Annotated in this window: 21 protein-coding genes and 1 pseudogene; 14 read left to right on the top strand and 8 right to left on the bottom strand. The window is 69.9% G+C overall.

All coding sequences use genetic code 11. The annotated features are described in order from the left end of the window. The 6 genes and pseudogenes from BFF76_RS34080 to BFF76_RS25320 form a co-directional block, all read left to right on the top strand. Nucleotides 1–165, top strand: a pseudogene (locus tag BFF76_RS34080) (ATP-binding protein); the annotation flags it as partial. Beyond that, on the top strand, nucleotides 162–569 hold the full coding sequence (locus tag BFF76_RS25300; protein WP_014049573.1) for a roadblock/LC7 domain-containing protein: 408 nt from the start codon (nucleotides 162–164) through the stop codon (nucleotides 567–569). The pseudogene BFF76_RS34080 and the gene BFF76_RS25300, both read left to right, overlap by 4 nt. After that, nucleotides 566–934: a DUF742 domain-containing protein gene (locus BFF76_RS25305; protein WP_031094715.1), complete on the top strand. Its 369-nt coding sequence runs from the start codon at nucleotides 566–568 to the stop codon at nucleotides 932–934. Before BFF76_RS25300 ends, BFF76_RS25305 begins: the two co-directional genes overlap by 4 nt. After that, nucleotides 915–1,529, top strand: a complete 615-nt coding sequence (locus BFF76_RS25310; RefSeq protein ID WP_031094716.1) for a GTP-binding protein — start codon at nucleotides 915–917, stop codon at nucleotides 1,527–1,529. Before BFF76_RS25305 ends, BFF76_RS25310 begins: the two co-directional genes overlap by 20 nt. 70 nt (nucleotides 1,530–1,599) lie before the next feature. Continuing rightward, on the top strand, nucleotides 1,600–3,111 hold the full coding sequence (locus tag BFF76_RS25315) for a cytochrome P450 (RefSeq protein WP_065849126.1): 1,512 nt from the start codon (nucleotides 1,600–1,602) through the stop codon (nucleotides 3,109–3,111). 73 nt (nucleotides 3,112–3,184) lie between these two features. After that, complete coding sequence (locus BFF76_RS25320) at nucleotides 3,185–4,531, top strand: 6-phospho-beta-glucosidase (protein WP_065849127.1); 1,347 nt, start codon at nucleotides 3,185–3,187, stop codon at nucleotides 4,529–4,531. Between the two features lie 15 nt (nucleotides 4,532–4,546). Here the strand turns inward: BFF76_RS25320 and BFF76_RS25325 are convergent, their stop codons facing one another. Then, nucleotides 4,547–4,987, bottom strand: a complete 441-nt coding sequence (locus BFF76_RS25325; RefSeq protein ID WP_065849128.1) for a hypothetical protein — start codon at nucleotides 4,985–4,987, stop codon at nucleotides 4,547–4,549. Further along, complete coding sequence (locus BFF76_RS25330) at nucleotides 4,981–5,439, bottom strand: ATP-binding protein (RefSeq protein WP_031094724.1); 459 nt, start codon at nucleotides 5,437–5,439, stop codon at nucleotides 4,981–4,983. The genes BFF76_RS25325 and BFF76_RS25330 overlap by 7 nt, the downstream gene beginning before the upstream one ends. Before the next feature lie 205 nt (nucleotides 5,440–5,644). Between BFF76_RS25330 and BFF76_RS25335 the strand changes: the two genes are divergently transcribed. The 5 genes from BFF76_RS25335 (at nucleotide 5,645) to BFF76_RS25355 (ending at nucleotide 8,750) form a co-directional block, all read left to right on the top strand. Further along, entirely contained in the window at nucleotides 5,645–6,505 is an 861-nt protein-coding gene (locus tag BFF76_RS25335; protein ID WP_053929921.1) for a helix-turn-helix domain-containing protein, read from the top strand. Then, entirely contained in the window at nucleotides 6,505–6,741 is a 237-nt protein-coding gene (locus tag BFF76_RS25340; RefSeq protein WP_031094730.1) for a DUF397 domain-containing protein, read from the top strand. The genes BFF76_RS25335 and BFF76_RS25340 overlap by 1 nt, the downstream gene beginning before the upstream one ends. Before the next feature lie 54 nt (nucleotides 6,742–6,795). Then, nucleotides 6,796–7,605: an SAM-dependent methyltransferase gene (locus tag BFF76_RS25345; RefSeq protein ID WP_053929920.1), complete on the top strand. Its 810-nt coding sequence runs from the start codon at nucleotides 6,796–6,798 to the stop codon at nucleotides 7,603–7,605. 67 nt (nucleotides 7,606–7,672) lie between these two features. Further along, a complete protein-coding gene (locus tag BFF76_RS25350) occupies nucleotides 7,673–8,122 on the top strand; it encodes a YchJ family protein (protein ID WP_065849129.1) in 450 nt (149 codons plus the stop codon). 43 nt (nucleotides 8,123–8,165) lie between these two features. Beyond that, nucleotides 8,166–8,750: a GNAT family N-acetyltransferase gene (locus BFF76_RS25355; RefSeq protein ID WP_031094735.1), complete on the top strand. Its 585-nt coding sequence runs from the start codon at nucleotides 8,166–8,168 to the stop codon at nucleotides 8,748–8,750. 10 nt (nucleotides 8,751–8,760) lie between these two features. Here the strand turns inward: BFF76_RS25355 and BFF76_RS25360 are convergent, their stop codons facing one another. Next, a complete protein-coding gene (locus BFF76_RS25360; RefSeq protein WP_065849130.1) occupies nucleotides 8,761–10,833 on the bottom strand; it encodes an MDR family MFS transporter in 2,073 nt (690 codons plus the stop codon). 55 nt (nucleotides 10,834–10,888) lie between these two features. Next, a complete protein-coding gene (locus BFF76_RS25365; protein ID WP_031094742.1) occupies nucleotides 10,889–11,725 on the bottom strand; it encodes an ATP-grasp domain-containing protein in 837 nt (278 codons plus the stop codon). Nucleotides 11,726–11,831: 106 nt separating this feature from the next. Between BFF76_RS25365 and BFF76_RS25370 the strand changes: the two genes are divergently transcribed. After that, complete coding sequence (locus BFF76_RS25370; protein ID WP_031094745.1) at nucleotides 11,832–13,058, top strand: cytochrome P450; 1,227 nt, start codon at nucleotides 11,832–11,834, stop codon at nucleotides 13,056–13,058. A 43-nt stretch (nucleotides 13,059–13,101) separates the two neighbouring features. Here BFF76_RS25370 and BFF76_RS25375 read toward each other — a convergent pair whose 3' ends face one another. The 4 genes from BFF76_RS25375 to BFF76_RS25390 form a co-directional block, all read right to left on the bottom strand. Then, a complete protein-coding gene (locus BFF76_RS25375) occupies nucleotides 13,102–14,316 on the bottom strand; it encodes an acyl-CoA dehydrogenase family protein (RefSeq protein ID WP_065849131.1) in 1,215 nt (404 codons plus the stop codon). Nucleotides 14,317–14,320: 4 nt separating this feature from the next. Next, nucleotides 14,321–14,794 carry an SCP2 sterol-binding domain-containing protein gene (locus BFF76_RS25380; RefSeq protein WP_031094749.1) on the bottom strand — a complete coding sequence of 158 codons (474 nt, stop codon included), beginning with the start codon at nucleotides 14,792–14,794 and terminating at the stop codon, nucleotides 14,321–14,323. Between the two features lie 73 nt (nucleotides 14,795–14,867). Continuing rightward, nucleotides 14,868–15,131, bottom strand: a complete 264-nt coding sequence (locus BFF76_RS25385) for a hypothetical protein (protein WP_031094750.1) — start codon at nucleotides 15,129–15,131, stop codon at nucleotides 14,868–14,870. 199 nt (nucleotides 15,132–15,330) lie between these two features. After that, the gene (locus tag BFF76_RS25390; RefSeq protein ID WP_031094752.1) at nucleotides 15,331–16,545 is read right to left on the bottom strand and encodes a PucR-like N-terminal domain-containing protein; all 1,215 of its coding nucleotides are present in this window, start codon (nucleotides 16,543–16,545) and stop codon (nucleotides 15,331–15,333) included. Nucleotides 16,546–17,205: 660 nt separating this feature from the next. On the opposite strand from BFF76_RS25390, the gene BFF76_RS25395 reads away from it, so the two are divergent. Both BFF76_RS25395 and BFF76_RS25400 read left to right on the top strand, forming a co-directional pair. Then, nucleotides 17,206–17,847: a hypothetical protein gene (locus tag BFF76_RS25395; RefSeq protein ID WP_053929916.1), complete on the top strand. Its 642-nt coding sequence runs from the start codon at nucleotides 17,206–17,208 to the stop codon at nucleotides 17,845–17,847. Nucleotides 17,848–18,112: 265 nt separating this feature from the next. Next, nucleotides 18,113–19,516 (top strand): DUF6801 domain-containing protein, encoded by a 1,404-nt coding sequence (locus BFF76_RS25400; protein WP_107418487.1) that lies wholly within the window; start codon nucleotides 18,113–18,115, stop codon nucleotides 19,514–19,516. Nucleotides 19,517–19,576: the final 60 nt, after the last annotated feature.

Raw genomic sequence — 19,576 nt, forward strand, 5'->3', positions numbered from 1 at the left:
GGTGCCGCCACCACCGCCGTGCGCAACGGACACGGCGGTGGTGGCGGCACCGCACCGCCCGGCCTCTGGCTGGAGGCCTTCACCCAGGCCGTCAACGGTGTGCCCAGGGACCCGGCGAACGACACAGACTCCGACGACGCGTGGGACAAGGGAGACGAGAAGTGATCCAGCAGCGGGGAAACATGGACTGGATGCTGAAGGAACTGGCCGACGACGTGCCGAGCATCCACCAGATCGTGGTGCTCTCCGCCGACGGCCTGCGCATCGCCAGGCACGGCGGCGACCCCGACGTCGCCGACCGTCTTGCCGCGGCCTGCGCCGGGCTGCAGAGCCTGGCCGCGGCCGTCGCCACCGAGATCCCCTACAGCGACGGCCTGATGAAGCTCGTCGTCATCGAGGTCACCGGAGGGTTCTTCTACCTGATGGCCGCGGGCACGGGCGCCTACCTCGCGGTCCTGGCCGGCGAGACGGTCGACGCCGGACTGGTGGGTGCCCGCATGCGCGACATGGTCGTCCGTATCGGAGCACACCTGACGAGCCCGCCGCGTCATGACGGGCAGGCCGGATGAGTCCTCCCCGACGAGAACGCCGAAAGGCCGACCCTGCGGTGAGCGACCCGGAACGGCTGTATGTGATCACTGGCGCGCCCGACGGCCGGAGAGCGGCACTCGACCTCGTCACCATGGTGGTTGCGCAGGCCGAGCCGTCGCCGATGGTCCAGCCGGAGCAGGCCGCGATCCTGCGGCTCTGCAAGGCGCCGTTGTCCGTCGCCGAGATCTCGGCCTACCTGAGTCTCCCTTTCAGCGTGGTCACCTCGCTCCTGACCGAACTCCTGGCGACCGAACTGATCGAGTCGCGCGCGCCGATCGTCCGCGCCGCGCTCCCGGACCGGTCCCTCCTCGAAGCGGTGATGCATGGACTCCAGAAACTCTGACACGATCACGGGCCCCCGCAGTGAGGACGTCCTCCCCGACACGGCCACGGCCGCGGTGAAGGTCGTCGTCGTCGGTGGGTTCGGGGTGGGCAAGACGACCATGGTCGGCTCGGTGAGCGAGATCCGGCCCCTGACGACCGAAGAGACCATGACCCAGGCCGGTGTCGGCGTGGACGACAACGTCGGGGTGGAGACCAAGACCGCCACCACCGTCGCCATGGACTTCGGCCGGATCAGTCTCAGTGACGAGCTGATCCTCTATCTGTTCGGCACCCCGGGCCAGGAGCGCTTCTGGTTCCTGTGGAACGGACTCTTCGAAGGAGCTCTGGGAGCCGTCGTCCTCATCGACACCCGGCGGCTCCAGGTCAGTTTCGACGTCATCGGCAGGCTGGAGGAGCGCGGCGTGCCGTTCGTCGTCGCCGTCAACACCTTCCCCGGGGCACCTCACCACCCCGTCGAGGCCCTGCGCAGTGCCCTGGACCTGTCCGACGAGGTCCCGATGATCGACTGCGACGCCCGGCTGCGCGCATCCAGCCGGGACGTGCTGATGACCCTGATGCGCTACCTGCACAGCCTTGCCGTGCCGCTCGCCTGATGCCTCAGCCTCCGAACGGGCCCTGTCCCGCCTCGCCCGGTTTCGGAGCGCCCTTATTCCTGGAGCCCTTGTGACAACCCCCTTCCAGCACGAACCCGGATCCGCCACAGGCCCGGTGCCGCCCCCGCAGTGCCCCGCTCACGGCATGGGCATCGGCCCCGGCGGACTGCGCCGGCTGTACGGCCCCGAGGCCGAGGCCGACCCTGCGGGTCTGTACGCCAAGCTGCGAGCCGAACACGGCACGGTGGCGCCCGTCCTGCTGCACGAGGACGTCCCCGCCTGGCTGGTGCTCGGGCACAGCGAGAACCTCCACATGACCCGCACCCCCTCGCAGTTCTCCCGCGATTCGCGGCGGTGGCGTGGTCTGCAGGACGGCAGTGTGTCCCCGGACCACCCGCTCGCCCCGCTCTTCACCTGGCAGCCGGTGTGTTCCTTCGCCGAGGGCGCCACCCACGAGCGGCTGCGCGGTGCGGTCACCGACAGCATGGCGCGCATCGACACCCGAGGCGTGCGCCGCCACATCAACCGGTACAGCAACCGGCTCGTGAACGACTTCTGCGGGGAGGGCCGCGCCGAGCTGGTCGGCCAGTTCGCGGAGCGGCTCCCGATGATGGTGATGTGCGCGATCATCGGCATGCCGGAGGAGTACAACGACCGGCTGGTGCAGGCCGCCCGTGACATGACGCGGGGCTCGGAGACCGCGGTCGCGAGCAACGCCTACGTGGTCGGCGCGCTGGACCGGCTGGTCCGGCGCCGCCGGGAGGCACCCGCCGAGGACTTCGCCACCTGGCTGGTCGAACACCCCGCCGCGCTCACCGACAAGGAGGTCAGCGAGCACCTGCGGGTGGTCCTGATCGTCGCCTACGAGACGACCACCAATCTGATCGCCAACGTGCTGCGCATGGTCCTCACCGATCCCCGGTTCCGCGCCCGGCTCAGCGGCGGGCACATGACCGTGCCCGAGGCGGTCGAGCAGACGCTGTGGGACGAGCCGCCGTTCACCTCGGTCCTCGGACGCTGGGCCGTGGGCGACACCGAGCTCGGCGGACAGCAGATCAAGGCGGGTGACGCCCTGATCGTCGGCATCGCGCCGGCCAACACGGACCCCGCCGTCCGGCCCGACCTCTCCGTCAGCATGGAGGGCAACCGCGCCCACATGGCGTTCAGCAGCGGACCCCACGAGTGTCCCGGCCAGGACATCGGACGCGCCATCGCCGATGTCGGGGTCGACGCCCTGCTGATGCGCCTGCCCGACCTCGAACTCGCCGTCAGCGAGGACAAGCTGAGCTGGGCAGGGAATTTCATGTCACGGCACCTGGAGGAACTCCCGGCGGGCTTCGCCCCCACTCCGCAGCAGGAGGTCGACGCCGAACCGCTGCCGGCGGTGGCCCGGACCCGCGCGCACGCCGACTGGGAGGTGTCCTCCCCCGCAGCCCCCCGGCGGGGCCCCGAGGCCGCCCCGGCCGCACCACGCACCGCGGAGCCGTACGCGACACCCGGAGAGGGCCTCGCCATCCCGGCTCAGCGGAGCGGGCCGGCGAAGATCTGGCACACCGTCGTGCGGTGGTGGAACGGACACTGACGGCCGCACCGTCCGCCGCCCCGGGCCACCGGGTCCGGGGCGCCGGGCTCCCCGCCGCGTACCATCGAGCAGCGTGAAGCTGACAATTCTGGGCGGCGGCGGATTCCGGGTCCCTCTCGTGTACGGGGCCCTGCTCGGTGACCACGCCGAAGGCCGCGTCTCGCGGGTGACCCTGTACGACACCGACGCGGACCGGCTCACCGCCGTCGCACGGGTCCTGGTCGAACAGGCGGCCGGCATCGCCGACGCACCCGGCGTACACGCCACCGGCGACCTCGACGAGGCACTCCGGGACGCGGACTTCGTCTTCTCCGCCATCAGGGTCGGCGGCCTGGAAGGCCGTGCGGCCGACGAACGCGTCGCGCTCGACGAGGGAGTCCTGGGCCAGGAGACGGTGGGGGCCGGCGGCATCGCCTACGGGCTGCGCACCGTCCCCGTCGCCACGGACCTCGCCCGGCGCATCGCCCGGCTCGCACCCGACGCGTGGGTCATCAACTTCACCAACCCGGCCGGCCTGGTCACCGAGGCCATGGCCCGGCACCTCGGCGACCGAGTCATCGGGATCTGCGACTCACCGGTGGGGCTCGGGCGCCGGATCGCACGGGTCCTGGGCGCGGATCCGGACCGGGCGTGGATCGACTACGTGGGGCTGAACCACCTCGGCTGGGTCCGCGGTCTGCGGATCGGGGGCCGCGACGAACTCCCGCGCCTGCTGGCGGACCCGGCGCTCCTCGGTTCCTTCGAGGAGGGCAGGCTGTTCGGTGCCGACTGGCTGCGCTCGCTGGGCGCGATCCCCAACGAATACCTGCACTACTACTACTTCAACCGGGAAGCGGTCCGGGCCTACCAGGACGCCGAGCAGACCCGCGGCGCCTTCCTCCGTGACCAGCAGGAGGGGTTCTACGCCCGGATGAAGGATCCTGCCGCCCCGCCGCTGGCCACGTGGGACCGTACGCGCGCCGAACGTGAGGCGACGTACATGGCGGAGAACCGGGACGTGGCGGGGGCCGGTGAGCGCGAGGAGTGCGATCTGGAGTCCGGGGGATACGAGCAGGTGGCCCTCGCCCTGATGCGCGCCGTCGCCCGCAACGAACGCGCCTCGCTGATCCTGAACGTCCGCAACCGGGGCACCCTCTCGGTCCTCGACGAGGAGGCCGTCATCGAGGTGCCGTGCCTCGTGGACGCCGACGGCGCGCATCCCGTCGCCGTCGACCCGCTCCCTTACCACGCTGTCGGGCTCGTCACCGCGGTCAAGGCGGTGGAGCGGGCGGTACTGGAAGCGGCCGGGAGCGGCTCACGGGCCGCAGCCGTGCGGGCGTTCGCCCTGCACCCGCTGGTCGACTCGGTCTCCGTGGCCCGCCGGCTGCTCGAGGGGTACACCAGGGTCCACCCGGGGCTCGCCTACCTCGACCGGCCGTGAGCGCGATCCGCCCGGTCAGGGAGCGGGCACGGCCCTCGGCCGGCCGGACGGATCCCAGGACGGTACGACGCCGGTGACCTGACAGACCATGAGGAAGAGCGGAATGGGCGGCGTGTAGGGAGTACGGCTGTCCGGCGCGTGGATCAGCCGGGGGCGGCCGGAGGGGACGTAGGCCCCGGTGGCGTACGACGCCTGCTCCGGCCAGTCCAGATCCAGATCCGAACCCGACGGGACGATCCACCACCACTGGTCGGCGTCGGCGAACACGCATCCCGCGCGCGGCAGATGCGACATCAACCGGAACCCGTACTGCGCGGGTACGCCCACGGCGTCGCAGCCGAGGCTGGCCGACAGCGCCGGTGGCAGCGGCAGCCGGACCCGTCCCGGCTCGCCGTCCTCGTCCGCCGGGCGGGCGCGGCGCGCGCCGAGCAGCTGGGACAGCGCGTTCCTCAACATGTCCGCTCCGGGCCGTACGGCAGCTCCGCCCACACGATGCGCCCCGAGTGGTTCCCCGTGTCGTGGGATCCCCAGGCGGCACTCACGGAGTCGACCAGGAGCAGTCCGCGTCCGTGTTCCCCCTCGGCGGTGAGCGACAGCCGGGGACCACCGGGCTGGTGGCCCTGGTCCTGCACGGAGATCCGCAGCCTGCCCTCGTCACAGCGGAGCTCGCAGACCACCCGGGCGCTCGCGGTGTGCACCACCGCGTTGGTGACCAGTTCGGAGACGATCAGCACCGCCGCGTCGTGGGTGTCCCCGGTCAGCCGCCAGTCCGCCAGCCGGGCCCGCGTGAGGCGCCGGGCCCCGGCGACCGACTCGGGGTGCGCCGGCAGCGCGAAGCAGTAACGGAGCGCCTCCGCTCCGGGACTGAGGTCCATGAGCCTGGGGATGAGCGCACTGCCAGGTGCCACGACCGATTCCTCACAGTGGGGGCTGTGTCACGCTTCGCACCGCCCCGAAATGGGCGGACGCGATCACGCGAACTTGGTTCGGTCACCAACTCTCCCCCTGACGCGAACACTTGGCAAGAGGCACTCTGAAAAATCCAGAGTGGCTGTGTCCCTGGAGCCGTGCGCGTGGCACACTGCTCGGACATAGCGCATCGGGAGGTCTGAAGTGAGCGAACCGCGGTCCGCCCCGACCGTGGGTCAGGTCGTTCTCGGCAAGCGCCTGCAGGATCTGCGGGAGCGCGTCGGCCTGAGCCGTGACCAGGCGGCGAAGGTGCTCCGTGTCGCCCCCGGGACCATACGCAGGATGGAGACGGCCGAGGTCGGGCTGAAGATCCCGTACGTCCAGCTCCTCCTCAAGGCCTACGGAATCGCCGACGAGGAGACCGACGCCTTCGTCGAACTCGCCGAGGAGGCCAACAAGCCCGGCTGGTGGCAGCGCTTCCACGACGTGCTGCCCGACTGGTTCAGCATGTACGTCAGCCTGGAAGGCGCCGCGAGCCTCCTGCGCACCTACGAGCCGCACTTCGTCCCCGGCCTGCTCCAGACCGAGGACTACGCGCGCTCCGTCCTGCGCACCGGTGCGGTCGGCCAGACACGGCCCGCGGACATCGAGCGCCATGTGGCGCTGCGGATGGAACGGCAGGCACTGCTCACCAAGGCGGAGGCGCCGAAGCTGTGGGTGGTGATGGACGAGACCGTCCTGCGCCGTCACGTCGGAGGTGCCGGCGCCATGCGGGCGCAGGTCGACCGTCTGCTCGAAGCGACCGACATGCCCCATGTGACCCTGCAGATCGCGGAGTTCGCGACAGGTCATCACCCGGGCACGTACGGCCCGTTCGTCCTCTTCCGTTTCGCGGTCCCCGAACTCCCGGACATGGTCTACAGCGAGTACCTGACCGGCGCCGTCTACTTCGACGCGCGCCCCGAGGTCGCTTCCTACCTCGAGGTCATGGACCGAATGGCGGCTCAGGCCGCCACTGCACAACGCACGAAGGAAATCCTCAGGGACTTCCGCAAGGAGCTGTGATGAACCACATATACAACGGCATGCCGGCCGCCGACCTCGGCACCGAAGGCTGGTACAAGCCGTGGAGCGGTGGTAACGGCGGCAATTGCATCGAAGCCATGAAGCTGGCCGACGGCAGGGTGGCGGTCCGTCAGTCGGCGGACCCGGACGGCCCCGCGCTCATCTACACCAACGGGGAGATCGCGGCCTTCATCCAGGGCGCCAAGGCCGGACAGGCCGATTTCCTTCTGACCTGACGTCACATATACCTGCGCTGCTCACTGTTCGTAAATCACCCAAGGGAGTGCGTTATGACCGGGCAGGAATCCCAGGCCGTCGAGATCGACACGAACAAGCCGCATCCCGCGCGGATGTACGACTGGTTCCTCGGCGGCAAGGACAACTACCCGGTCGACGCACAGATGGCACAGCAACTGCTCGCCCTGGACTCCCGTGGCCGCGACATGGCCCGGGTCAACCGTGCCTTCATGCACCGGGCCACCCGCTGGCTCACCGAGAACGGCGTGCGTCAGTTCCTCGACATCGGGTCCGGCATACCCACCGAGCCGAATCTGCACCAGATCGCCCAGCGGACCGCGCCGGACGCGCGCGTCGTCTACTGCGACAACGACCCCATCGTGCTCGCGCACGCGGCGGCGCTCCTGCGCTCCACACCCGAGGGCGCCACGCAGTACATCCAGGCCGACGCCCGCCGGCCCGACGCCATCCTGGAAGCGGCGGGCAAGGTCCTCGATTTCAGCCGGCCGATCGCGCTCTCCCTCCTCGCCCTGCTCCACTTCGTGGACGACGAGGACGGGGCCGCGGAACTCGTCGACCGGCTCGTGGAGCAGCTGCCCTCCGGCAGCTATCTCGTGCTCTCCCACACCACGGGTGACTTCGACCCCGAGGGCGCGGCCAAGGCCCGTGCGATGTACAAGGCGCGGGGGATGACCCTGCGGCCCCGCTCGCGGGCCGAGCTCACTGCGTTCTTCCACGGCCTCGAGATCGTCGAGCCGGGCGTCTCGCTCTCCGCGGACTGGCGCCCGGAGCTCGGCGAGGCCATCCAGGTCCCCGGCGACGAGCCGATCCCCGGGTACGCGGGAGTGGCGCGCAAGCGCTGACCCGCGGCCGGCCGGGACCCTCCCACCTGCGGGCCGGGAGCCCCGGCCCGCAGGTCACAATGGACCCATGTCACGACGCACCTCACGCCCCCGCCGGCCTGCCGGTCCGCAGCCGGGGTCACCGCGGATCACCCCGGAGGCCCCGTGCCCGTGCGGCCTGCAGGCCCCCTATGGGGACTGCTGCGGCCGATTCCACGCGGGCGCCGCCGCCGCCCCGACGTGCGAGGCGCTGATGCGCTCGCGGTACAGCGCCTTCGTCGTCCGGGACGCCGCCTACCTGCTGCGCACCTGGCGCCCGGAGACCCGGCCGCCGTCGGTCGACTTCGACCCCGCGATGCGCTGGACGGGCCTGGAGATCCTGGACACGACGGAGGGCAGCGCCTTCCACACCACCGGCACGGTCACCTTCCGCGCGCACTACACCGACGACGGCCGCCCCGACGCGCTCCACGAGAAGAGCCGGTTCGTCCGCCATGAAGGCGCCTGGGTCTACGCCTCGGCGGTCTTCATCGACTGAAACCCCGTTGTACGGGCCGGCCACCCGCCCATACGATCCGCCCATGAGCGAGGACACCGCGGCGTCGGCCGATGAGCGGGCGCGATGCTGGCGTGGTCGTGGCATCGCCTTCACACCCCTGGAGATCGCGGACGCGGAACTGCTTCACCACTGGCGCTCCGACGCGGTGGCCGCACACGAGACCGGCGTCTGGCCCGGTTCGCTGTACGAGCTCACCGAGCGCGTCGAACGCCACCTCGACGACAGCTCGCGCGACGACTTCGTCCTCCTGCTGCCGGACGGCACGCCGATCGGTCTCATCGCCCTGCACGACCAGCAGCTGAGCGAGGGCACCGCGGAGGCGTACCTGATGCTGGCACCGGAGCACCGAGGGCGGAGGCACGGTGTCGCCGCCCTCGACGCCCTGACCGATCTGGCGTTCGGCGAGCTTCCGATGCAGCGCGTCGAGGCATTCACGCACACCGACAACGCGGCGGCCCTCGCCGTCCTGGCCGCCGCGGGCTTCGTGCAGGAGGGCGTACGCCGCTCGTCCTGCCTGCATCGCGGCCGTCGCTACGACAACGCGGTGCTGTCCCTGCTCCGCCCGGAATGGGAAGCCCTGGACCGTCCCCGGTCATGGGAACTCTGAGCACGCCGCCTCAGACCGCGGCGACTGCCCGCCCGGGCGGCGACAGCTGCTGCTCCAGGTCTTCCGCGAGCAGTCGTTTGGCGATCACGTCGACGGCCGCCCGTAGCTCCCGGTCGTCGGGCCGGGCGCCGTCCTCGGCCAGCCGTGCGTTGAGCCAGCGGCCCCAGGCCGCCGAGATCGTCGCCGCCTCACGGCTGCCCGCCGCCGTATGGGTGAAGAGCCGGCCGTCGCCGGTGAGGTAGCCCTCCTCGATCATCCGGTCGAAGACGGGCACCAGCACCTCCGGCGGGATCCGGTGCCGGGCGGCGATGAGGCGCAGCCCCGCGTGGCCCACCATCCGGGTGAAGAGGTCCACCTGCATCACGGCCCAGGCACCCGCCATGTCGAGGCGGGTGTCGGACTCCGCGACGATCCGCCGGGCCGTGTCGGGACCCGCCCGGTGCAGAATCCTGGCGACGGCGGCTTCGAGTACCTTCGCCGGGTCCCCGGTGCTCGGCTGCGCGAACCCCTCGCCCATGTCCGTCGAGCTCGCCCTGGCGCTGTCGCGCAGTTTCACCTGCTTGAGGAAGAGCGAGACGACGAACCCCAGCAGGGCCACCGGCACCGTCCAGAGGAACACCGTGTGCAGGGTGTCCGCGTATGCCTGGGCGAGGGGCGCGGTCTGTCCGGCGGGCAGCGCGTGCACGGCCTGAGGGCTCTCCGCCGCCCGCGCCAGTGACGCCGGGTCGCCGCCCGCCCGTGCGGCCTGCTCGACGCCCTGCGTCAGATTCGGCCGCAGCGCGTTGGCGTAGATCGTGCCGAAGACCGCCGTGCCGAAGGAACTGCCCAGCGTACGGAAGAACGTCACGCCGGAGGTCGCGGTGCCCAGGTCCGAGTACTCGACGGTGTTCTGCACGGCGATCGTCAGTACCTGCATCGAGAGGCCGATGCCGATGCCCAGCACCAGCATGTACAGCGACTCCAGCCAGACTCCGGTTCCCGGGCCCATGCGGGACAGGAGGTAGAGACCCGCCGCCATCACGAGCGAACCGATGACGGGGAAGAAGCGGTAGTGGCCGGTCCTGCTCACCACGTTGCCACTGAAGACCGAGGCGGCCAGCAGACCCACCACCAGGGGCAGGGTCCGGACTCCGGAAAGGGTGGCCGAGTCCCCGTCGACGTACTGCAGGTAGGTCGGCAGATAGATCATCGCGCCGAGCATGGCGAAGCCCACGATGAAGCTCAGGATCGAGCAGACCGCGAACACCGGGTTGCGGAACAGCCTCATCGGCAGCATCGGCTCCTTCGCCCGCGTCTCCACGAGGCAGAAGAGCGCCAGGGCGACGAGACCTCCGACGAACAGGCCGATGATGACCGGCGAGCCCCAGGCGTACTCGTTGCCGCCCCAGCTCGTCCCGAGGATCAACGCGCCGGCGCCGACAGCGACCAGCACGATGCCCGGGTAGTCGATGACCGGCCGTCCGGCCGCCCGGACGGACGGGATGTTGCGGGCGGCGGCGATGACCACCACGATCGCGATCGGCACGTTGACGTAGAACGCCCAGCGCCAGGTCAGATGGTCGGTGAACAGCCCGCCCAGCAGCGGCCCGACGACCGTGGCGACGCCGAAGACAGCACCGATCGCCCCCTGGTACTTGCCCCGGTCGCGCAGCGGGATGACATCGGCGATCAGCGCCATGGAGGTGACCATGAGCCCACCCGCGCCGATGCCCTGCAGACCCCGCCAGATGATCAGCAGCAGCATGTCCGACGCCAGGCCGCAGAGGAACGAGCCCGTGATGAAGATGACCGCCGAGATCTGGAAGATCAGCTTCCGGCCGAAGAGGTCACCGAACTTGCCGACCAGCACCGTCGCCACGGTCTCCGCCAGCAGATAGGCCGTCACGACCCATGACATGTGCTCCGCGCCGCCCAGGTCCGAGACGATCGTGGGGAGAGCCGTCCCCACGATCGTCTGGTCCAGCGCGGCGAGCAGGATCCCCAGCACGATCGTGGCGAACACGATGTTCCGGCGCCTGGGGTCGAGAACGGGTGGCGCTGCGGCACTCTGCGCGGCGGGTGGGGTCTCGCTGGCAGTGGTCACCCTCGCACCCTCACACCCGGCCCTGTCTCACGCATGCGGGCGCGGCCCGTCCGGGTCAGGCCAGCAGGTCACGCACGGAGTCCTTCATCCGGGCCACGAAGGCCTCGCGGACGTCGTGGCCGAGCAGGCCGAGCGACAGATAGGGATTGAGGTCCTCCAGCTCGACGAGGAGCAGGTCGCCCTCCTGTGTCCGGCAGGCGTCCACCCGCTGGATGCCGTGCGAGAGCGTGTTCCACTCGACGAAGCGGTGTGCGAAGTCCAGGTCCGCGGGGCTGGGCGCGTACGGCTCGAGCACCCAGCGGCTTTCCGGACGCGGTGCGTGCAGGGCGTACTGGAAGTCGTGGTCGACGAAGTAGAAGGACACCTCGTAGCGGAAGTCGATCCGGGGCTGGACGAGCAGGGTGCCGTCGGCGCTCTCGGGGACCTCGGGCTGCTCGGTGAACCGCAGCCCCACCGAGTCCGCGCCGAGCTTGGGCTTGACCACGTATCCGGCCGACCGGGGGAGCAGCCCGAGATCCGAGGCACGGTCCACGGTGGGGATCACCGGGAAGCCGGCTCTGCTCAGATCGACAAGATACTGCTTGCCCGCCATGTCCCCGCGCCCGTCGAGCGTGTTGTAGACCCGCATCCCCGACTCCCGCGCCCGGACACGGAACGCGTCGTACGCCTCCTGGTAGTGCAGGACCGGACCGCTGTTGCGGACGACGACGGCGTCGAACCCGTCCAGCAGCGCCGCCGCGTCCCGGGGGTGGCAGAGCGCGAGATCGAAGGCCTCGCGCAGCCGGGACGTCAGGAAGATGTCCTCGTCGCAGTAGCGCCGCCCACGTGCCTCGTAGGCGAGATCGGTGACGAACAGGACGGCCGGACGTGGTGTGGAGGACGAGGCGGTCAAGAACACTCCCAGGGGGTTCGATATCGGGTCTTCGGTCAATAGCCTTGCTGGTGTTGCCCGTTCACTGCCATGAAGCACCCTGATCTCTGTCCCACAGGAGTCACACGTGTCCCAGGCCGCGTCACCGCCCGACATTCTCTCGCCCGCCTTCGCCGCCGATCCCTACGGGGCCTACCGGACGATGCGCGAGAGCGCACCGCTGATCCACCACGAGGCCACGGGCAGCTATCTCGTCTCCCGCTACGAGGATGTCGAGCGCGTCTTCAAGGACCGTGCTCAGGAGTTCACCACCGAGAACTACGACTGGCAGCTCGAGCCCGTCCACGGCCGGACGATCCTCCAGCTCAGTGGCAGGGAGCACGCCGTACGCCGGGCCCTGGTCGCCCCGGCCTTCCGCGGCGCCGACCTCCAGGAGAAGTTCCTGCCCGTCATCGAGCGCAATGCCCGCGAGCTCATCGACGCCTTCCGGCACAAGGGCGAGGCCGACCTCGTCGAGGCGTTCGCGACCCGCTTCCCCGTCCTGGTCATCGCCGACATGCTCGGTCTGGACAGGGGGGACCACCAGCGCTTCCACGGCTGGTACACCAACGTCATCGCCTTCCTCGGCAACCTGGCGGGTGACCCGGCGGTCACGGCGGCCGGGGAGCGCACCCGTCAGGAATTCGCCGAGTACATGATCCCGGTCATCCAGCGGCGCAGGGAGGAGCCCGGGGACGACCTGCTCTCCGCGCTCTGCGCCGCCGAGGTCGACGGCGTACGGATGAGCGACGAGGACATCAAGGCGTTCTGCAGCCTGCTGCTCGCGGCAGGGGGAGAGACGACCGACAAGGCCATCGCCTCCGTCTTCGCCAACCTGCTGGCCCACCCCGAGCAGCTCGCCGCCGTGCGGCGGGACCGGTCCCTGATCGACCGGGCCTTCGCCGAGACGCTGCGCTACACCCCGCCGGTCCACATGATCATGCGCCAGACGGCGGGCGAGGTGCAGCTGTCGGGCGGGACCGTCCCGGCCGGCGCCACCGTCACCTGCCTGATCGGTTCGGCCAACCGGGACGAGTCGCGCTACACCGACCCGGACCGCTTCGACCTGTTCCGGGACGATCTGACCAGCACCACGGCGTTCTCCGCGGCCGCCGACCACCTGGCGTTCGCGCTGGGCCGGCACTTCTGCGTGGGCGCGCTGCTGGCCAGGGCCGAGGTCGAGACCGGGGTGAACCAACTGCTCGACGCGATGCCGGAGCTGCGGCTCGCCGATGGTTTCAGCCCGGTCGAGGAGGGCGTCTTCACGCGCGGCCCGGCATCGCTCCGCGTCCGGTTCGCACCGGCCGGGGTGTGAGAGGGAGCCGGTGCGGTGGTCCGCCGCACCGGCTCCGGAGGCGTCAGCGGATATGACGTCCCGAGATGGCCCGCGAGATGACCAGCCGCTGGATCTCGCTCGTGCCCTCGAAGATCGTGTAGATCTTGGCGTCGCGGTACATGCGCTCCACCGGGTGCTCCCTGCTGTAACCGGCGCCGCCGAGGATCTGGACCGCCTTCTCCGTCGCGGACACGGCCAGCTCACCCGCGCGGAGCTTGGACATGGAGCCCTGGCCGGCGTCGAAGGTCCGGTCGTTGCGGGCCATCCAGGCGGCCTGCCAGATCAGCAGGCGTACGGCCTCGATCTCGGTACGGATGTCCGCGAGGGCGAACGCGATCGACTGGTTCTCGATGATGGGCCGGCCGAACGCCTCTCGCTGCCCGGCGTACTCCAGGGCGTACTCGTAGGCGGCCCGGGCGATGCCCAGCGCCTGTGCGCCCACGGTGGGGCGGCTCACCTCGAAGGTCGCCATGGCAGCCTGGCCCTTGGCCGTGCCGCCCTCGCGGGCACGGGCGAGCCGGGCGTCCAGCTTCTCCTTCCCGCCCAGCAGGCAGTGCCCGGGGACGCGTACGCCGTCGAGGAAGACGTCCGCGGTGTGCGATGCGCGCAGACCGAGCTTCTTGATGGTGCGGCTCGCCGCCAGGCCCTTCATGCCGGGCGGGACGATGAACGCGGCCTGGCCGCGCGCTCCGAGCGAGGGGTCGACCGAGGCGACCACCACATGGACCTCGGCGATCCCGCCGTTCGTGATCCACGCCTTCTGGCCGGAGAGCACCCACTCGTCCTTGGCCTCGTCGTAGCGGGCCCTGGTGGCCATGGCGGAGACATCGGAACCGGCCTGGGGCTCGGAGACGCAGAAGGCGGCCACCTTGGGGTCGTCCTCGTCGCCGTAGCACTGCGGGACCCACTCGGCGAGCTGGTCGGGCGTGCCGGACGCGAAGATCCCGGCGACGGCGAGCGAGGTGCCGAACAGCGCCATGCCGATCCCCGCGTCGCCCCAGAAGAGCTCCTCGTTGGCGATCTGGAGGGAGAGCCCGCTCGGGTCCCCGTACATGTCGGCGAGCGACTCGAATCCGTACAGACCGATCTTGGCGGCCTCCTGGATGACCGGCCACGGGGTCTCCTCCCGGGCGTCCCACTCGGCCGCCGCGGGGCGCACCACCTGGGCGGCGAAGCCGTGCACCCAGTTGCGCAGGTCCTGCTGTTCCTCGGTCAGGGCGAGGGAGAAGTAGGACATGGGCTCAGGCCTTCGGGATGTCGAAGTAGCGGGTCAGCCCCGAGGCCAGGCCGACGTCACCGGCGACCTTCAGCTTGCGCATCATGAACATCGTCACGGGATTGCCGTTGCCGGAGACGAGCTTGAGGAATTCGGCGTCGCCCATCACCAGCGTCGTGCGCGGCTCGGCGTCCGACCGGCCCGCGCTCACCGTGCAGGTTCCGTCGGCTATGGAGGTCTCGTAGACCGCCTCGCTCTCGCCCGTGATCTTCCAGCGGATCAGGGCCGTCAGCCCGCCCGCCGCTTCCGGGCGGAACTGCTGCCGCATCCGGCCGAAGACCTCGCCGAGCACCCGGGTGCGCAGGTCACCGCGCATGACCTCGCCGAGCTGCCGCGTGGACAGGCCCTTGACGATCCGTGCGAACTCCTCCGGGGAGACGGTGGTGAGGTCGAGCCCGGACAGTTCACCGATGAGGTTGCCACTGCTGTTGTCGGCCACGCCAGATCCTTACTCCAGAGTAAACTTACTTCTGGGTAAGGTAAGGCGACCGCCGCCGCTTAGCAAGCAGTCGTCACCAGGCACCGTCCCGACGCACCGCGAGGTGCGGGTGGTGCGCGGACAGCACCTTGTTGGCCCACGCGAGCTCCGACAGTGCCTGCTCGCGGTCGGCCTGGTCCTCGATGCCGAGCCTCGGACCCCGGAACCTGCGCACCTCGCGGGCGGCGCAGTCGGCTTCGAACTCGGCCTGCAGGACGTGCGCCGGCGTGCAGGACCCGATCAGCGCGGCGATCCGGTCCGGGATCGGGACCGGGACGAGGAGGTGTGAGGCGGTCATGTGGGGGTTCCCTCTCGGATGGCTGGCCAGGAGGTGGCGCTCCGCGCCGGCCGGTGGGCCGCCGCTCCTCCCTATGTAACGGGACGCAGTTCCGCGTTTCTCGTTGAGAACGTCTCCGTGTCGCAACCGTCTGGGACTGACCGTCTATTTCGCCTTACCTGGCGGTAAGTTGACTGCGTGCCGCGAGTGTGATGATGAATCAGTTGAGGGACTGGCCGCCGCGAGCCCGTAACTGCGTGGCGCGCAGCACGGCTTCGGTCGAGAAGCGGCTCTCGGGATCGGTGAGCTGCTCGCCGAAGATGGCCTCCAGACTGCGCATCCGGTAGCGGACCGTCTGGGGGTGCACATCCAGCAACTCGCCCATCTGCGCGGCGGTTCCACGGGTGTCGAGCCAGATCCGCAGCGTCTCGATCAGACGCTCACGCCGGGTGGCGCTGATGCCGGCGACGGCGGCGAGCTCGCGCTCGGCGAGCTGGTCGAGGAGGGCGGGATCGGAGAGGAGCCACAGCGTGATGAGGTGGTCCTCGCAGAGGATGACCGGCGCGTCGTCGATGACCCCGGCGTCGACCAGCTCGAGAACGCGGCGGGCCCAGCGGATCGAGTCGGCGGCGAGCGTGGTCGGCACGGTCAGCCCGATCGCCGCCCCACCACCGGGGACGGTCCGGTCGAGCATCTCCCTCCGTGCGTCGTTCATCGGCCCGGGGATCAGCAGGTGTGGCTGCGGGTCGCCGGGATCGATCAGGACGTCGTGGTCCGCGCTGATCCGGTCGAGGCCGGCCGGGGCGCGCACCGCGACGAGCGTGACCTCCTCGGGCAGCGCCCATCCGGTCTGCTCGCACAGCTCGGCGATGGCGCTGCGGGGTGCCGGCCGGCCCGCGAGGATCAGATGCAGCAGGCGGCGGCGTACCGTCTCGCTCTGCTGGTCGGACTGTGCCTGCACTTCCATGAAGCCCTCGCGCGACAGCGACTCGAGCTCGTCCACGTACTCGAACAGCGCGTCGGCGAAGCTGAGCATCAGGGCGGGCGAGAAGTTGTAACTCCGGCCCACCTTCTTCGCCCGCCGCAGTGCCACGCGCGCCCCCAGCCGGTACGCGCCCTGGAGCGCGTCCATGGTGCGGCCCCCGTACGCCTCGAACCTGCCGAATCTCCGGCACATGTCGTCACGCAGGACCGTGGGGGTGGAGGGCTCGGCGACGAGGTCGACGAAGGAGGAAAGGCTCTGCTCGACACCCAGGCGGATGGCGGCGCCGTTGGGGCCGTTGAGCAGACGCGCGTATTCCGGATAGGCGCGGGTCACTTCCATGCCTATCTCTTTGATCAGGCTCGGCAGTTCGGGCCGCATGATTGCGGCGAACTCCTGGGGGAGAGGCCCCAGCGGGTCTCCGGTGTCCAGCGGCTGGATGAGTCTCGGCATGACCGTCCCCTTGCTTTCCTGGGCCCGGCGTCGTGAAGCAGGTGGGGGAAAGCGCTCCCACGGACCGACAGGTGTATCCCAACATCGGCGCCGAAGATAGACCAAGTGGGGTGGGACGCACACTGTCTGGACAAGATCGGAGTGTAAGGGGCACGTAATGTGCCCCATTGATGGTGCTCCGGTGCAGGTGGGACGGGAAATGCTCACTTCCGGACAATGTTTTCGGCCGTGGGCTGCGTCGACGCGGCCGGCCTGATGGCCCGGCAGTCGCACCACCCGGCCGTCCCGGGGGTGTTCGTCGTGTCCCCGGTCGGCACGGCTCGGCCCCGCCGGGGGCCACGGACGAGTGGGGCGGCGAGTCGGACGCCCGGATGCCCACGGGATTTCCGCGGAATATTGCGCACCAAGTGACAACTGCACGGCGTGAATTAGTGACCTGGTGACGAGGAAAAAAACTTGCCGAACCAATCTTGACCGACGGGATTGTGCTCCAAGTTTCCCGCCAGTAACGTCACGCCCTGTCACAGAGCATATGTGGCTGAAAGAGCAGCACGGCCCCCACGCAAGGCGATTCACCGCGGCACTCCCTGCGCATTTGCAGGATCCCGGGTGCTGTCCCCGCAACAGTGCGCCCGCACTGTCGAATCGGAGGAAATCACTGTGCGCAACTCCTTCAAGAAGATCGCAGTGGCAGCCGGTGCTGCCGCCGCTGCCGTCACCCTCGGAGCCACCACCGCCACCGCCGGCGTCGCCGCTCCCACCTGGACCGTCGGCCCCAGCTCGCCGCTGACGGCCTCGGCCGCCTCCACCGGCACCGTCACGCTCAGCCTCAACGGCATCCCGTTGACGTGTACGACGTCGGCGGCCACGGCCGCCCTGAAGACCGCCTCCGGCACCACCGGCGTGACGGTCGGCACCATCGCTCCGCTGACCTGGAGCGGGTGCACCAGCCCGTTCGGCCCCGTGACGCCGACTGCCAACACCACCACACCGTGGGGCATCGTGGCGAACACCTACGCCTCCGGCGTCACCACCGGGTACATCTCCGGTGTGAAGGCCACCCTGTCGGTTCTGACCTGCACCTTCACGGTGACGGGCAACGTTCCCGCCACCTACAACAACACCACCGGCCAGTTGAAGGCCGCCAGCACCGCGGCGTCCACCTACAAGCTGACCGTCGCGACCGCCTCCGCGGGCTGCGCCGGCATCGCGGCCGTGGGCCAGAACCCGCTCTACACCGCCACGTACAACGTGGTCAAGAGCGGTACGACCACCAAGCCGACCATCGTGTACACCCCCTGATCCGGCCCTGCACCGGTAACGGGTGAACGAAGGATCGCACGGCGGGTGAGCCCGCCGTGCGATCCCGTGCCCCATCCTCCGGACGCGGCGTCGGAGGTGGCTGCCGGCAGCTGTTTCCGAGTGAGCAGGAACCCGTGGTGAGTCCGCCCGCCACGCGATGCACGTCCGAAAGGGGACATCGTCAGTGAGAGGCAGTCGTATGACGGGAACACGGCGGCGCACGGCACGTGGTGCCGCGGTAGCCACCGCTGTGCTGCTTGGAGGGATGATCCCTGGGGCGCAGGCCGCATCCGGTGTTCAGGAGATCGATGCGGAACTGGTCTACACATGCGAATTCCCCACCGGCAGACAGTCGGTGAAGGTCGGGGTCTCCGCGAAGATTCCCGAGTCGGCCCGGGCCGGGCAGGCGATCCAGCCCGAGGACGTGGCCTTGGACGTCACTCTGCCCGAGGGTGCGCTCGCCGGCCCGGCCGACTCCGCTGCGGCGACCGTGAGTGCCGAGACAAGGCTCTCCGTCGACGTGTCCCAGGGCGGTCAGCAGGCCCGGGCCGAGTGGCTCGGGACGACCGCCGTGCCCTCGCCGGTCCCGGGGACAGGGGAGTTGACGCTGAGCACGTCGGGAAATGTTCCGTACGTGAAGCCCGGGACCTCGGGAGGCCTGACGTTGGACGCGGCCGCCCTCGACGTGGTCCTCGACCTGAAGAAGGCCGACGGAACCCCGGCCGAACCGCCGAGCGTCTCCCTGAACTGCGCTTTGGACGGGGACCAGAAGACGGTGCTGGCGGCGGTGGACGTCGGCGACGAGGGCGAGGAGGGTACGCCGGAGCCGACGCCGTCCGACGCCTTGCCCGGTGAGGAGGAGGACACGGCCGGCGCCGGAGACATACCCGAGATCGGAGCGGAGACGAAGGAATCCGCCGCGACCGATGCGCCTCCCTGTGCCGGTGACCCCAGCGATGACTTCGCCCTGGTCGCCTACGTGACCGGGTACGCGAACGTGGAGAAGCTGAACGGAGCGACCAAGTTCCCGGCGGCCTGCACGAAGATCAAGCAAGGACCGAGCAGGCTCGTTCCTGGTGAAGACGGATCCCTTCACGTGTACCAGGATTCTACTGCGGATCTGGAGTACAAGGGGAAACCGCAGCTTCCGCCCACGTCGGGGACATTCCTTACCTTCGGGTTCATGCCCACCACGGCGAAACTGGAGATGACGCAGATCCCCTCAGGTACTGCGGCCGATGGGACCCGTATTCCGAATATCCACTCGGATCTGCACATCTTCAACGGCATCAGCGAGAACCGTACGGACATCAACCTGGAATTCATGCTCAGGCTGTACGACGTCGAGGTCAACGGTGTCCCCCTGGATGTGGGCGATGCGTGCCGTACGAGCCGGCCGTTCACTCTGCGCCTTCTCGGCCTGGGGTGGTACGGCAGAGAAGACCCCGGCTACATGCTGGTCACCGGCGGCCCGCTGACGGGTTCGGTGACGATCCCGCCCTTCAGCGGATGCGGCGTCGGCGAGGACCTCGACGACATCTTCACGGCGTCGTTGTCCGGAGTGACCAACTACGTCAAGCAGATCCAGGGAGCCCCCTGCATCCCCGTGAACGGCAGCAACTGCACGGCCGAGAACGAGCCGACCGACATCCCCAAGGCCACCCGCTGACCCCCGCAGTCGCGCCGACCGTCACACCGCACGCAGTAATCCCCCGAGCTTCAACCGAAT

The sequence above is a fragment of the Streptomyces mutomycini genome (genome assembly GCF_001700505.1).
In the GTDB taxonomy this organism is placed as follows: Bacteria; Actinomycetota; Actinomycetes; order Streptomycetales; family Streptomycetaceae; genus Streptomyces; species Streptomyces mutomycini.

Excerpts from the sequence above, each read along its gene's own strand:
- BFF76_RS25310 (WP_031094716.1), top strand. The coding sequence starts at position 915 with ATGGACTCCAGAAACTCTGACACGATCACGGGCCCCCGCAGTGAGGAC.
- BFF76_RS25325 (WP_065849128.1), bottom strand. The coding sequence starts at position 4,987 with ATGTTGAGGAACGCGCTGTCCCAGCTGCTCGGCGCGCGCCGCGCCCGC.
- BFF76_RS25340 (WP_031094730.1), top strand. The coding sequence starts at position 6,505 with ATGAACCACATATACAACGGCATGCCGGCCGCCGACCTCGGCACCGAA.
- BFF76_RS25375 (WP_065849131.1), bottom strand. The coding sequence starts at position 14,316 with ATGTCCTACTTCTCCCTCGCCCTGACCGAGGAACAGCAGGACCTGCGC.
- BFF76_RS25350 (WP_065849129.1), top strand. The coding sequence starts at position 7,673 with ATGTCACGACGCACCTCACGCCCCCGCCGGCCTGCCGGTCCGCAGCCG.
- BFF76_RS25345 (WP_053929920.1), top strand. The coding sequence starts at position 6,796 with ATGACCGGGCAGGAATCCCAGGCCGTCGAGATCGACACGAACAAGCCG.
- BFF76_RS25400 (WP_107418487.1), top strand. The coding sequence starts at position 18,113 with ATGATCCCTGGGGCGCAGGCCGCATCCGGTGTTCAGGAGATCGATGCG.
- BFF76_RS25390 (WP_031094752.1), bottom strand. The coding sequence starts at position 16,545 with ATGCCGAGACTCATCCAGCCGCTGGACACCGGAGACCCGCTGGGGCCT.
- BFF76_RS25385 (WP_031094750.1), bottom strand. The coding sequence starts at position 15,131 with ATGACCGCCTCACACCTCCTCGTCCCGGTCCCGATCCCGGACCGGATC.
- BFF76_RS25355 (WP_031094735.1), top strand. The coding sequence starts at position 8,166 with ATGAGCGAGGACACCGCGGCGTCGGCCGATGAGCGGGCGCGATGCTGG.
- BFF76_RS25305 (WP_031094715.1), top strand. The coding sequence starts at position 566 with ATGAGTCCTCCCCGACGAGAACGCCGAAAGGCCGACCCTGCGGTGAGC.